General features: G+C 58.1%; 13 protein-coding genes. All 13 read left to right on the plus strand.

Annotation, left to right across the window (positions count from 1 at the left end; all coding sequences use genetic code 11):
• Positions 1-391, plus strand: a 391-nt coding sequence (locus HNQ83_RS24190) for a hypothetical protein (RefSeq protein ID WP_175391273.1), incomplete at its 5' end; no start/stop codon positions are given.
• A 206-nt stretch (positions 392-597) separates the two neighbouring features.
• On the plus strand, positions 598-1,017 hold the full coding sequence (locus HNQ83_RS24195) for an HD domain-containing protein (RefSeq protein ID WP_175391274.1): 420 nt from the start codon (positions 598-600) through the stop codon (positions 1,015-1,017).
• Positions 1,018-1,467: 450 nt separating this feature from the next.
• Positions 1,468-3,024, plus strand: a complete 1,557-nt coding sequence (tssA, locus tag HNQ83_RS24200; RefSeq protein WP_175391275.1) for a type VI secretion system protein TssA — start codon at positions 1,468-1,470, stop codon at positions 3,022-3,024.
• Positions 3,025-3,056: 32 nt separating this feature from the next.
• Positions 3,057-3,560, plus strand: a complete 504-nt coding sequence (gene tssB, locus HNQ83_RS24205) for a type VI secretion system contractile sheath small subunit (protein WP_175391276.1) — start codon at positions 3,057-3,059, stop codon at positions 3,558-3,560.
• A 28-nt stretch (positions 3,561-3,588) separates the two neighbouring features.
• Positions 3,589-5,064 (plus strand): type VI secretion system contractile sheath large subunit, encoded by a 1,476-nt coding sequence (gene tssC / locus HNQ83_RS24210; RefSeq protein WP_175391277.1) that lies wholly within the window; start codon positions 3,589-3,591, stop codon positions 5,062-5,064.
• Between the two features lie 9 nt (positions 5,065-5,073).
• Positions 5,074-5,481, plus strand: coding sequence for a type VI secretion system baseplate subunit TssE (gene tssE / locus HNQ83_RS24215; protein ID WP_175391278.1), 408 nt, complete (start codon positions 5,074-5,076; stop codon positions 5,479-5,481).
• Positions 5,482-5,491: 10 nt separating this feature from the next.
• Entirely contained in the window at positions 5,492-6,004 is a 513-nt protein-coding gene (locus HNQ83_RS24220) for a PAAR domain-containing protein (protein WP_175391279.1), read from the plus strand.
• Positions 6,001-6,804, plus strand: coding sequence for a hypothetical protein (locus tag HNQ83_RS24225; protein ID WP_175391280.1), 804 nt, complete (start codon positions 6,001-6,003; stop codon positions 6,802-6,804). The genes HNQ83_RS24220 and HNQ83_RS24225 overlap by 4 nt, the downstream gene beginning before the upstream one ends.
• A gap of 337 nt (positions 6,805-7,141) precedes the next feature.
• Positions 7,142-8,929, plus strand: a complete 1,788-nt coding sequence (tssF, locus tag HNQ83_RS24230) for a type VI secretion system baseplate subunit TssF (protein WP_175391281.1) — start codon at positions 7,142-7,144, stop codon at positions 8,927-8,929.
• Entirely contained in the window at positions 8,893-9,900 is a 1,008-nt protein-coding gene (gene tssG / locus HNQ83_RS24235) for a type VI secretion system baseplate subunit TssG (protein ID WP_175391282.1), read from the plus strand. The genes tssF and tssG overlap by 37 nt, the downstream gene beginning before the upstream one ends.
• Positions 9,901-9,913: 13 nt before the next feature.
• Positions 9,914-12,568, plus strand: coding sequence for a type VI secretion system ATPase TssH (tssH, locus tag HNQ83_RS24240; protein ID WP_175391283.1), 2,655 nt, complete (start codon positions 9,914-9,916; stop codon positions 12,566-12,568).
• Positions 12,569-12,578: 10 nt separating this feature from the next.
• On the plus strand, positions 12,579-14,102 hold the full coding sequence (locus tag HNQ83_RS24245) for a sigma-54-dependent Fis family transcriptional regulator (protein WP_175391284.1): 1,524 nt from the start codon (positions 12,579-12,581) through the stop codon (positions 14,100-14,102).
• A gap of 81 nt (positions 14,103-14,183) precedes the next feature.
• Positions 14,184-14,324: a type VI secretion protein gene (locus tag HNQ83_RS24250; RefSeq protein ID WP_175391285.1), complete on the plus strand. Its 141-nt coding sequence runs from the start codon at positions 14,184-14,186 to the stop codon at positions 14,322-14,324.
• Positions 14,325-14,340: the final 16 nt, after the last annotated feature.

The raw sequence follows: 14,340 nt of genomic DNA on the forward strand, positions 1-14,340 counted from the left end.
TGGTGGTGGTGGTGGTGGCCACGGCGGTGGCAATGGCGGTGGTCACGGTGGCGGAAATGGAGGCGGCAATGGTGGCGGCCATGGCGCAGGCGTTGGTGGCGGCCGCAGCGGCTCGGATCACGCCGGCAATTCCACCAGCAATGGCCACGGCAAAGGACTGGCCAGCGACCATGCAGGCAAGGCCACGCGTAACCATGGCACTAGCGGCAATCACTATGGCAGTGAGCGCAACGATGACAATGGGCATGGCACAACGACTTCCGGCATCGCCCACTCCAAAGATACCCGTGGCATCAGCAAAGCCCGGGCCATTTCGGCCACGACGCCGGGTGACCACAACACCAAAGGGTTGAGCAAGACCGGGATGTCGGGTTCAAAGAAAACGCATTGAACACAGGCCAGGCAATAAAAAACCGCAGTGATGCGGTTTTTTATTGCCTGGCATTCGATCACCGTGCGTGGGCTTTCTCAAACCCTTGCTGCTCAATCACGCTAACCCCACAAAGAGACCTGTACTAGAGGTTTTGCAGACGCCAATCGAACTGCCTATGGTTGAGGGTACGCATCAAACGCGGCTTCACATCAGGGAGAACCGACATGACTCAAACACTGGAACATGCCATCGCCATCGCTGCCGGCGCCCACGAAGGGCAGGTCGACAAGGGCGGCGCGCCGTACATCCTGCATGCGCTGCGGGTGATGCTGAAAGTCACCACGCCGGAAGAACGCATCGTTGCGGTGCTGCATGACGTAGTCGAGGACTGTGACATCAGCCTCGATAAGTTGCGGCAGGAAGGCTTCAGCGAAACGGTACTGGCGGCCATCGAATCGCTGACCAAATTGCCCGGCGAATCCTACGAGGATTTCATCGATCGCGTGGCGCAGAACCCGATTGGTCGGGTGGTGAAGCTGGCGGATCTGGAGGAGAACAGCGATCTTTCGCGGATTGCCCAGCCGAGTTGGGACGATCTGGAGCGGGTGGAAAAGTATCGGCGGGCGATTGGGGTGTTGCGTTGAGTTTTTTGATTTATTAATAAGAAATGCCGCTAAAGTTGTGCAACTTGTTGCACAGTGCTGCGCAACTTTTTGCGCAGTGATCCGTGCATCCTGATATATGCCGTGCATAACTTTTATATGGAATTTTCCATAGTTGTGTGTTCGATTTTTTTCCTATGGAAACAGAGTTGTCTGTAGGAATGGCCTTCGTTTAAAGCACGTAGGAAGGTTCCCACGATAAGTTCGTCCTTTTCCTATATCTAAGGCTAATTGCCATCAGTATAACTACGCCTCGCAGCAGCCTACGTTGATCGGGCTTGTTTAAAGCTTGATTAAAGTCGTGCAATTGAAGGGGTGGGTGTGGACTTGTAAGTTTCGATTTCAAATGGATGCGGAGCGTTTAGGCTCTTCTATATTGATCTGCGTCATTGCGATTTTCCGTATGACGATATTCTGATTCTGAGGTCATGGATGTTCTACTCAAGCAAACTTTCCGCTCATTATCTTGATCTCGCAAAACAACCTGTTTCCAAAGAGGGTTTTGCGGGTGAAGACGTTCGTTTTTCGAATGAATATGAAGCCTTGGAGAGCGAGTTGGGCAAGGCTCAATCCATGCACGAAAGCGGCCAGGTCGACTGGCTGAAAATCCGCGAAAACAGCGAAAGCCTGCTGCGCTGCCAATCCAAGGATTTGCGGGTAGGTGCCTGGTTGGCCTGGGCTCTGTACCAGCGCGAATCTTTCCAGGGCCTGCTCGCAGGTCTCGGATACCTGCATCATCTGTGCGAAAACCATTGGGCTGAGGTTTATCCAGGCAAGGCCCGCACTCGTTCCGCCGCCATCGGTTGGTTGGTGCCCCGCCTTGAGCAGGCGCTGAACGAAAACATCGCCATCAAAGAGCAGTTGCCCCTGTTTCGCCGTATGGCCGAACATCTGGAAGGGTTGGATGCTGCATGCACCGGGCATCTGGGCGATGATGCCCCGCTATTGTTGCCGGTCTCCCGTCGCCTGAAGACCATGATCCATCGTGCCGCCGATAACCAGCCGGAACCCGGTGTAGTAGGGGCCGCCGTTGCGCAGGTCAAGCAAGCCGCTACTCAGTTGTTCACCCCCGGCGTACCCATCGACAACGAAAAGGAAGCCCACAAGGCACTGCGGGCCCAGCAGGATAGCGCCCGACCTTTGTGCGCCTGGTGGCTCAAGCAAAATGCGACCGACCTGCGCGCCTTGCGCCTCAATCGTACTCTGCTGTGGCTACCCATCGACGCGGTGCCGGGCCGCAATGCCGAGCACATCACCGCTCTGCGCGGATTGCCGACGGACAAGCTCAAGTCTTACCGGGATCGTTTCGATCAAGGGGCTTACGCGGATCTGTTGGTGGAGTTGGAAGCGAGCCTGGCAAAGGCGCCATTCTGGTTCGATGGCCAGAGAATGGTCTGGGAGTGCCTGCAAGGGTTGAACGCCGAGCTGGCCATGCGTGAAGTGGAAATTCACTTCGCATGGTTGATCCAGCGCCTGCCCGGCATCATCGAATTGCGCTTCCACGATGGTGTTCCGTTCGCCGATTCCGAGACGCGAGCCTGGATCAGCGCCAGTGTCATGCCGCACCTGCAAACCGCCACTGCGCCGCGCAAGGTCGAAGTCGTCGACACCCAGCCAGCCTGGGAACTCGCCCTGGACGAAGTCCTGCCGATCCTGCGCAAGGACGGCCTCAAAACTGCCGTACAGGTCCTCAAGCAAGGCATGCAAAACGCCCAGGGCGGGCGTGTTCGATTCTTCTGGCAGTTCTCTCTGGCGCGACTGTGCTTCATGGCCAAGAAATACGAGCTGGCCAGGACTCAACTCGAAATCCTCGACCAAACATTACAGGACTCAGGTCTGCACGCCTGGGAGCCGGATCTTGTGCTGGAAGTGCTGCATCTGCTGCATAGCTGTTGCGAGCTATTACCGCAGAACCACGCGGTGCGCGAACGCAAGGAAGAGATTTATCGCAGGCTGTGCCACCTCGATCTCGAAGTGGTACTCGAATAGGCCCCAGGGCCTCAATCGCAAGGAGAAAAGCTATGGCCAAAGAAGGCTCGGTAGCCCCCAAGGAACGCATCAACGTCACGTTCAAACCCGCCACCGGCGGTGCTCAGGAAGAGATTGAACTGCCACTGAAGTTGCTCGCAATCGGTGACTACACCCATCGCACGGACGAGCGAAAGGTCGAGGATCGCAAGCCGATCAGCATCGACAAAATGACGTTCGACGAAGTGCTGGCCAAGCAAGAGCTGCAACTGACATTGAGCGTGCCGAACCGTCTTCAGGAAGAAAGCGACACGGAAGAGCTGGCGGTGAAACTGCGCGTCAACTCGATGAAAGACTTCAACCCGGCCAGCCTGGTCGAGCAAGTTCCAGAGTTGAAAAAGCTGATGGAGTTACGCGATGCACTGGTGGCCCTCAAAGGTCCGCTGGGGAATGCGCCTGCATTCCGCAAAGCCATCGAGGGTGTTCTTGCCGACGACGAATCCCGCGGTCGCGTACTGGGTGAGCTGGGTTTGAACGCCGCAGCCCACGACGCCTGAGTCCCTATCAGCCAAGGAAGCCAAAACCATGAGCACGAGTGCAGCACAGCAAAAGAGCGCCGAGAGCGGCGAGTTCAGTATTCTCGACAGCATCATTGCCGAAACCCGCCTGACGCCGGACGACGAAGCCTACGACATCGCCAAACGTGGCGTATCGGCCTTCATCGAAGAGCTGCTCAAGCCGCAGAACAATGGTGAGCCGGTCAAGAAAGCGATGGTCGACCGGATGATCGCCGAGATCGATGCCAAGCTCAGCCGTCAGATGGACGAAATCCTCCATCACCCGCACTTCCAGTCGTTGGAGTCCTCGTGGCGTGGCCTGCAATTGCTCGTCGACCGCACGAACTTCCGCGAAAACATCAAGATCGAAATCCTCAACGTCTCCAAAGAAGACCTGCTGGACGATTTCGAAGACTCACCGGAAGTAATGCAGGCTGGCCTGTACAAACACATCTACACCGCCGAATACGGCCAGTTCGGTGGCGAGCCAGTGGGCGCGATCATCGCCAACTACTTCATGTCCCCAAGCTCGCCGGACGTGAAATTGATGCAGTACGTCTCCAGCGTTGCCTGCATGTCCCACGCACCATTCATCGCGGCTGCCGGTCCTAAATTCTTCGGCCTGGAAAGCTTCACCGGCCTGCCGGATCTCAAGGATCTGAAAGATCACTTCGACGGTCCGCAATTCGCCAAATGGCAGAGTTTCCGCGAGTCGGAAGACGCCCGCTACATTGGCCTGACCGTCCCGCGTTTCCTGCTGCGCAATCCGTACGACCCGGAAGAAAACCCGGTGAAGTCCTTCGTGTACAAGGAAACCGTCGCCAACAGCCACGAACACTACCTGTGGGGCAATACCGCCTACGCGTTCGGCTCCAGGCTGACTGACAGCTTCGCCAAGTTCCGCTGGTGCCCGAACATCATCGGCCCGCAAAGCGGTGGCGCGGTAGAAGACCTGCCGTTGCATCACTTCGAAAGCATGGGCGAAATCGAAACCAAGATTCCTACCGAAGTCCTGGTGAGCGACCGTCGTGAATACGAGCTGGCCGAGGAAGGCTTCATCTCCCTGACCATGCGCAAGGGCAGCGACAACGCGGCGTTCTTCTCCGCCAGTTCGGTGCAGAAGGCGAAGTTCTTCGGCATCAGCGCAGAAGGCAAGGCCGCCGAACTGAACTACAAGCTCGGTACCCAACTGCCGTACATGATGATCGTCAACCGCCTGGCTCACTACCTGAAAGTGTTGCAGCGCGAGCAACTCGGTTCGTGGAAAGAACGTACCGACCTCGAGCTGGAACTGAACAAGTGGATTCGCCAGTACGTTGCCGATCAGGAAAACCCGAGCGCCGAAGTACGTGGCCGTCGTCCGCTGCGTGCTGCGCAGATCATCGTCAGCGACGTCGAAGGTGAGCCAGGCTGGTATCGCGTCAGCCTGAACGTGCGCCCGCATTTCAAGTACATGGGGGCCGATTTCACCCTGTCGCTGGTTGGCAAGCTGGACAAGGAGTAAGAGCGACTCATGGACGGATACGGCAGCCTTTTTGAACGCCTGAACGGCGACGCACACAAGCGCGTCGGCTGGAGCCGCGAGGCCTCCGCCATGGCGTCCGTGGCTGCCCATCTGGCCAAGATGCTCAGCACCCGAGCGGGCAGTGTGCAGACACTGTCCGACTACGGGTTGCCCGATCTCAATGACATGCGCCTGAGTCTGCACGACTCCCTGAGTCAGGCCCGCAAGGCCATCGAAAGCTTCATCGAAGCCTACGAGCCGCGCCTGAGCAATGTGCGTGTCATTTCCCTGCCGCGTGACAACGATCAGCTTCGCCTGTCCTTCAGCATCGAAGGCCTGCTGGAAGTGGATGGTTTCAAGCGCCAGGTCAGTTTCGCCGCTCGCCTGGATGGCAGCGGTCAAGTGAAGGTCAATTAAGGAGTTCCCGATGTCCGGCAAACCCGCAGCACGCGTATCCGACCCCACGGCTTGCCCGCTCCCCGGTCACGGCCTCAACCCGATCGCCGTGGGTTCCGGCGACGTATTTTTCGACGGCCTCGCGGCCGCCCGCCAGGGCGATGTTTCGGCGTGTGGTGGTGCACTGGTGGGTGAACTGGCCAGCACGGTTTTGATCAATGGCCGACCGGCTGCCACCGTGGGGTCGGTGGGGGCGCATGGCAATGTAGTCATTGCTGGATCCGGGACGGTGATTATCGGGAATTCGCATACGCCTGTGCCGTTTATTCCTCCAGCGCCACTGATGTTGTTCTCCCATTCCCAGCATGTGTTGATGGTAGATCAGGATGGCAATCCTCTTCAGGACATTCCCTATCGGATCACGACTGCCAACGGCGAAGTGATCTTTGGAAAAAGTGATGCAAGAGGGCTGACTCAATCAGTAGAGGGGCAGGAAGGTGAAACTTTTGATATCCACGTTGCCATTGATGGGGCTTCGATATGAGCGCTGCAGTTCTTTCGAGCTTGATGGCGGGCGCCGTTGCGCTGACACCAAAAGCGGATCAAACACCCAAAAAAATCACCTATAAAGTGTTCTGGAAAACGACAGCATTTTGGACTGAGTCGGATGTTTTGGATTATCACAGGGAGGCTCCTGAGATAGCTGAACGGCTTGTTGTTGAAGAATATTGGACTGAAACAGGTGCTGTAAGCGGGAATAAGTTCACGTGTGAAGACTTTGCACTCAGATTGCTTTGTGAGTTTGCATCCAGGCGTGGATTGCCGGTCAAGCTTAAAACCGGTGTAAGGACTTACCGGAATATGGAGAACTACTCAGCCGTTGAGCATGATCGTTATCTATCGCATATGTATGGTTTCTGCGAAATGGTCATGCTGACTTACGGCGCTCCAGATATGCAGCGTATTGGCGAAAATACATTGTCGGTCGAGGCAGCTGAAGCGTTGTTGCCGGGAGATATCCTTGCTCTAGCGTTAGATCGTTCAAATGACGTTGCGCATCACGTTCAGATTGCCGTGAGTGTAAACGAGTCAAGCATCGAAATAAGGCAGGGCAATACAAAGGGAATAAGCGTCCGTCCCTTCACCACGGTTCAAAAATGGCTGGGGTCCAATATGGCCGATCCGCAAAATCCCGGATATGCGGGGATGCCTATTGAGAAAGGTATCTACAAAAAAGCCGCAGCGGGCTGGGATTATCGAAATGAATGCACAGGGTCAGCAGTCGAGGACTTCCTGAAGCAATTTCTGCTCTATCGTTGGAATTTTATGGAATTTAATAAATGACAGTTCGAGGCTACTTGGCAAGTGTCGCTGATAGCGATCTTTTTGGTTTGCTGGCAATTATGTGTTTATTGGTGGCCTTGCTTGGGTTGTTTCGAAAGGTCAGGCAAATGCGAACTCATAAGCTGATGATGTATGTATGTGTGCTGCTGGTGCCCGTAATTCATGCTGTTGGTACGTATTACTTGAGTCAGCCTCCAGCTTGAATCAAACGAAAAGTTGGTTGTTCGCGAGGGTACTTGCGTGATGAGTTTAATTAGAAGTATCGGCAACTAAAAAGCAGCAGTTTGAAAATCCAGCGACTCACAAATATTGCAATCCGACAAACAGGTAACCCCTCGTGTCCTTTAACCACTACTACCAAAGCGAACTCACCGCACTGCGCCAGTTAGGCCGTCGCTTCGCCGAGCGTAGCCCGGCGTTGGCGCCTTTCCTGGGGCAGGCCGGGCGGGATCCCGATGTGGAGCGGTTGCTGGAGGGCTTTGCATTCCTGACCGGGCGGCTGCGGCAGAAGCTCGATGACGAGCTGCCGGAGCTCAGCCATTCACTCATGCAATTGCTGTGGCCGAACTACATGCGGCCGCTGCCGGCATTCAGCATCTTGCAGTTCGATCCGCTCCTGCAGTCGGGGCCAGCATTGATGGTCGGACGGGATACACCGATCGAGAGCCTTCCGATTGATGACGTGAGTTGTCGTTTCCGCACCTGTTATCCGACCGAAGTTCTGCCGCTGAACCTGATCTCACTGAATTACTCGGTGAAGGGCGAAGGCTCGCTGCTCAGCCTGCGTCTGGAAATGACCGCCGAAGGCCATTTGGGTGAATTGGCGTTGAGTCGTCTGCGCCTGCACTTCACTGGCGAGCGCTACATCACCCAGATGCTGTACCTGAGCCTGCTGCGCAACCTCGAGGGTATCGAGTTGATACCGCTGGACGATGCCGGCAAACCGGTCATTGGCGCCGGCGATCAGCCGATGGCGTTCAAGATACCGGGTGATCGCGTCAAGCCGGTGGGTTTTGCCGAAGAGGAGGCGTTGATTCCGTATCCGCTGAACACCTTCCGTGGCTATCGCTACCTGCAGGAATACTTCGCCTTCCAGGACAAATTCCTGTTCGTCGATGTCAACGGGTTGGACGTGCTTGGGGGGCTGCCGGAAGACACCCTCAAGCAGGTGCGCGGGCTGGAGTTGCGTTTCGACATTCGCAATAGCGGCACCCTGCGTATGCGACCGACCCTGGATAACGTGAAGTTGTACTGCACGCCCATCGTCAACCTGTTCAAGCACGACGCGCTACCTATCCGCCTTGATGGCAAAGAGGACGAATACCTGCTGCTGCCCGCCGAATACGACCTGGAAAACTGCGGCATATTTTCCGTGGAGAACGTCATTGGCTGGAAAGCCGGAGGTGTCGGTTACCAGGAGTACGTCCCGTTTGAGTCCTTCGAACATGACCCGAGTTTCGACGTGTCGACCAGCCGGCCTCACTACAGCATCCGTCAGCGATCGTCGTCGCTGCACGACGGTCTCGACACCTACCTGAGCTTCGGCATCCGTCACACGGACGCCAGTGAAACCTTGTCGATTGAGTTGACGTGTACCAACCAGAACCTGCCGCGCAAGCTCCAATTGGGACAGATCTGCAAGGCCAGCGAAGAGACGCCGGCGTTCTTGAGCTTTCGCAACATCACACCGGTTACCTCGAGTTTCGCGCCACCCCTGACCCGAGACTTCCTGTGGAAGCTGATCAGCAACATGTCGCTCAACTATCTATCCCTGGCCGACGTCAATGCGCTGAAGGTCATCCTCGAAACCTACGACTTGCCGCGTTTCTACGACAAGCAGGCAGAAAAAGTCAGCAAGTGCCTGTTGGACGGACTCAAGTCGATCAGGCATCAGCATGTCGATCGACTGCATCGCGGGCTACCGGTACGGGGCTTGCGCACCGAACTGACCATCGACCCGCAAGGGTATGTCGGTGAAGGCGACCTGTTCGTCTTCGCTTCGGTTCTCAACGAGTTTTTCGCGCTTTACGCCAGCCTCAATTCGTATCACGAGCTTCGGGTTATCAGCACACAGGGAGAGGTGTACCAATGGACACCACGCATGGGCCTTCAGCCGCTTCTCTAAGCGGACTGACCCGAGGTATTCGCGAATATTCGCTGTTTCAGGCCGTACTACTGGTGGTTGACCGGTTGCGCGAAGCCCACCCGAGCCTGAGTCCGGACGAGCTATACGACCAGCTGGAATTTCAGGCCAACCCCAGCCTGGGTTTCCCTGGCAGTGATGTCGATCGCGTCGAGTTTTTTCAAGAGCACGGCCAGATGCGCGCGCGCTTGCGTTTCAACCTGATCGGTCTGGTGGGCTCCGGTTCGCCTCTGCCAGCGTTCTATGGCGAACAGGCCTTGGGTGACAGCGAGGACGGCAATCCGACTCGCCACTTCCTTGACCTTTTCCATCATCGCTTGCAGCGGTTACTGCTGCCGATCTGGAAAAAATACCGCTACCGAGCAAGCTTCGAAAGCGGCGCCATCGACCCGTTTTCTTCACAGCTATTTGCCCTGATCGGCCTTGGCGGTGAAGAGATTCGCCGTGCTCGGGAACTGAACTGGAAGCGACTGCTGCCGTACCTCGGCCTGCTGAGCTTGCGGGCGCACTCGGCGGCGCTGATCGAAGCGGTGCTGCGTTATTACTTCAAGCACGCTGAGCTGACCATCGAGCAATGTATCGAGCGTCGCGTGGAAATTCTTGGCGAACAACGCAATTGCCTGGGCCGTGCCAATACCTCGCTCGGTGAAAACGTCGTGTTGGGGGAGAGCGTGCGCGACCGCAGTGGCAAGTTCCGCATCCATATCCGCGAGTTGGGCTGGCAGCGTTTTCACGAGTTCCTGCCGATCGGGTTCGGCTACCAGCCGCTGTGCGCGCTAGTGCGGTTCACCCTGCGTGACCCGCTGGATTATGACATTCGCCTGGTGTTGCGCCACGAAGAAATCCGCGAACTGCGCATCGGTGAGCAGAACGCCTGTCGCCTCGGCTGGACCAGTTGGCTCGGTCGCGAGAAAGCCGACGGCGTAGTCACCCTGGGCAGCAAAATTCATTAAGGACGTGAGACTCATGAGCAACGTAGACCTGCAACAACTGATCCAGGCGCTGGACGCCGACACCCGTCGTGACCTTGAGCGTTCCGCTGAACGCTGTGTCGCCCGTGGCGGCAGCAAGATCCTCGTTGAAGACTTGCTTCTGGGCCTGCTGGAGCGCCCACAGGGCCTGCTCACCCGCGCGTTGCAGGATGCTGAAGTGGACGCGGGTGAATTAAGCGCGGCGTTGCAATCGCGGGTCGAGCACAGCGCTTCACGCAACCCGGTGTTCGCACCGGAACTGGTGCAGTGGCTGCAAGATGCCTTGCTGGTGGCCAACCTTGATCTGGGCCAGACCCAGGTCGAGCAGGCCGCGCTGATCCTCGCGTTGCTGCGCAATCCGATGCGTTATGCCGGCAGTCGCTATCAGCAGTTGCTGGCCAGATTGAACATCGATCGTCTCAAGGAATTCGCTCTGTCCCGACAGGAGAATTCTGCTACCGCAAAACCGGCCGCACCCGGCGAGTCCTTGCTGGAACGCTTCACTCACAACATGACCCAACAGGCCAGGGACGGCCAACTCGACCCGGTGTTGTGCCGCGACAGCGCGATCCGGCAGATGGTCGACATCCTTGCCCGACGCCGCAAGAACAACCCGATTGAGGTGGGGGAGGCCGGTGTCGGCAAGACCGCTATCGTCGAGGGGCTGGCGTCGCGCATCGCTGCCGGTGAAGTACCGAAAGTGTTGAAAGGTGTCGAGTTGCTGGCCCTGGACATGGGGCTGCTGCAAGCGGGTGCCAGTGTCAAAGGGGAGTTCGAACGCCGCCTCAAGGGTGTGATTGACGAAGTCAAAGCCTCGCCGAAACCGATCATTTTGTTCATCGACGAGGCTCACACGCTGATCGGCGCGGGTGGAAACGCCGGTGGTTCGGATGCCGCCAACTTGCTCAAGCCGGCACTGGCCCGGGGTGAACTGCGTACCATCGCCGCCACCACATGGGCGGAATACAAGAAGTACTTCGAAAAAGATCCGGCCCTGGCGCGTCGCTTCCAACCGGTGCAACTGCACGAACCGACTGTCAGCGAAGCAGTGACCATCCTCCGTGGCCTGGCGCAGGTCTATGAAAAGAGCCACGGTATCTATCTGCGTGATGATGCCGTGGTCGCCGCTGCGGAGTTATCGGCTCGATACCTGGCAGGGCGGCAATTACCGGACAAGGCTGTCGATGTTCTGGATACCGCCTGCGCCCGGGTGCGAATCAGCCTCGCTGCTGCACCGGAAAAGGTCGAAAGCCTGCGCGGCGAACTGGCTGAAGGTGGTCGACAGCGCCAGGCCCTGCGCCGTGATGCCGAAGCGGGCCTGATCATCGATCACGAAGCGCTGGATGCCCTGGAAGCGCGTCTGGACGATGCCGAAGACGAAAAAAACGCATTGGAACTGCTCTGGACTGAACAGAAGGCACTGGCCGAGCGCCTGCTGGAACTGCGACAACAGTTGGCCAGGGCCCGTGAAACCACGGTAGTCGAGCCAACCATCCAGGTTGAAGATGAACCTGAAAATGCGCTGATCGAAACCCGCTCTGGCGAGGCAGATGAAGCACCGAGTGTCGAGGCGCTCGAAGCCGAGCTTAACCAGACCCACAGCGCCCTGATCGCTGCCCAGGCCAAAGAGCGTCTGGTCAGCTTCGAAGTCTGCCCGCGCCTGGTGTCCGAAGTCATCAGCGCCTGGACCGGCGTGCCCCTGGCGCAACTAGCGCGTGAACACAACGCCAAGGTTGCCAGCTTCGCCACTGATTTGCGGGCGCGGATTCGCGGTCAGGAACAGGCCGTGCACGCGCTGGACCGTGCGATGCGTGCCACTGCAGCCGGTCTGAACAAGCCTGACGCGCCAGTCGGGGTGTTCCTGCTGGTCGGTCCGAGCGGTGTCGGCAAGACCGAAACCGCGCTGGCGCTCGCCGACCTGTTGTATGGCGGTGATCGCTTCATCACCACCATCAACATGTCCGAGTTTCAGGAGAAACATACCGTGTCGCGTCTGATCGGCGCGCCGCCTGGCTACGTCGGTTACGGAGAGGGCGGCATGCTCACCGAGGCGGTGCGGCAGAAGCCGTATTCTGTCGTGCTGCTCGATGAAGTCGAGAAAGCCGACCCGGACGTACTCAATCTGTTCTATCAGATCTTCGACAAGGGCGTGGCCAACGACGGCGAAGGGCGCGAGATCGACTTCCGCAATACGCTGATCCTGATGACGTCGAACCTGGGCAGCGAGCGCATCAACAACCTCTGCGAAAACGGCGAACGACCGACGGCAGAAGTTCTGGAAGAAACCATTCGCCCGGTGCTCAGCCAGCATTTCAAACCGGCGCTGCTGGCACGCATGCGCGTCGTGCCGTACTACCCGGTCAGCGGCCCGGTACTGCGTGAGCTGATCGAGATCAAACTCGGTCAGCTCGGCGAGCGGCTGAACCGTCGCCAGCTGGCTTTCACCTGGTGCCAGAACCTCGTCGATCACCTGTCCGAGCGTTGCACCCAGAGCGAGAGCGGTGCGCGCCTGATCGATCATTTGCTTGATCGGCATGTGCTGCCTTTGGTGGCCGATCGTTTGCTCGACGCCATGGCCAGTGGTGAGCCTCTCAAGCGTGTTCATGCAACGCTCGACGGCAACACCAGCGTTGTCTGCGAGTTCGCCTGAGGTGGGGGCGATGTTCACTCAAGTACCGCAGCCGCTGGCCTATGCCGAATCGCTGTTGGCGCAGTTCGTCGGCCTGTCCCGGGCGGCGGACGGCGCTGCGCTGCTCGGTGACTTCGTGTGCGGCCTGGCCGGGCTCAGTGGTTGCGAATTGACGCAGCTGTACCTGCTCGACGCCACGCACACCTGCCTGGAAATGAAAGCCGAATGCCTCGAAGGCGTGCTGCAACCGCGCGAAGCGGCGAGCCTGCCGGCGGATTACAACGGTGAGCAACTGCTGCAATTCGCCCTCTGCCAGAACCGTGTGGTCTGCCTCAGCGAGCTGAATGGCAGCCTTCATGAAATCAATTTCCTGCCGAGCCAGGCAAAGCCATGGCAATCGTTGCTTTGCGTGCCACTGGTCAATCAGCACAACGCAGTGGAAGGCCTACTGGTTTGCGCCAGTCACCGGCACATCGACCTGCAAGGCTTCGCCCGTTCCTTTGACCCTCTCGGTACGTTCTTCCTCGGTCAATTGAAGCTGTTGCAGCGGTTGCACCGACCAGGCAGAGATACCCAGGCGACGTCCATCAACGCGCCAAGCACTACCGGTTACGGCCTGATCGGTAAAAGCAGGGCCATGCGCGAAGTCCACTCGCTGATCAGTAAGGTACTGCACAGCCCCTACACCGTGCTGCTGCGTGGCGAAACCGGTACGGGCAAGGAAGTGGTCGCCCAGGCGATTCACGATTGCGGCCCGCGTCGTTCCAAGGCGTTTGTCGTGCAGAACTGCGCGGCGTTCCCGGAAAACCTGCTGGAAAGTGAGCTCTTCGGCTACCGCAAGGGCGCATTCACTGGCGCCGATCGTGACCGGCCCGGCCTGTTCGACGCGGCCGACGGCGGAACACTGCTGCTCGATGAGATTGGCGACATGCCGCTCTCGCTGCAAGCCAAGTTGCTGCGGGTATTGCAGGAAGGCGAAATCCGTCCGCTGGGTTCAAACGACACACACAAGATCGATGTGCGCATCATCGCCGCGACGCATCGGGACCTGTCCGTGCTGGTCAGCGAAGGGAAATTCCGCGAAGACCTGTACTACCGCCTCGCGCAATTCCCCATCGTGCTGCCGGCTTTGCGCCACCGCGAAGTGGACATTCTCGACCTGGCCCGGCACTTCGCCGCCAAAGCCTGCGCATTCTTGCAACGTGACGGGGTGAGTTGGTCCAACGCGGTGCTGGACCACCTGGCCAGTTACAGCTTTCCCGGCAATGTCCGCGAACTCAAGGGCCTGGTCGAGCGTGCAGTACTGCTGTGCGAGGACGGTGTGTTGCAGGTGGAGCATTTCTCTCTGCTCAACTCGGTCATTACAGAAGACAGCCATCTGAGCCTGCGCGAACGGCTGGATCAGGTCGAGCGCAGTTTGCTGCTCGATTGCCTGCGCAAGAACGACGGTAACCAGACCTTCGCCGCCCGTGAACTCGGCCTGCCGCGGCGCACGTTTCTCTACCGCCTCGGGCGCCTGAACATCAACGTGGGAGGTGCCGATGGGCAAGCCTGAGTCGTTGATTTCGCCGTATTTCCGTTTAACCGCGCCACCTGAAAGCGGCGGCGCTTTGTGCTGGCCCCTGGAGACCCTCTGATGCCTGTTCGTCACTGGCAAACCGTCCTGCTGACCCTCGTCGTGTTAATCGGCCTTGGTGGTTGCAGCGGCAATTACAAATTCAACGACACTGCCTATCGCCCCTTGGGTGATCCGCAGGCGGTCAATCGCGGCAAGTGACCGTAAGGAGTATCAC

It is taken from the genome of Pseudomonas sp. C2B4 (assembly GCF_013359695.1).
In the GTDB taxonomy this organism is placed as follows: domain Bacteria; phylum Pseudomonadota; class Gammaproteobacteria; order Pseudomonadales; family Pseudomonadaceae; genus Aquipseudomonas.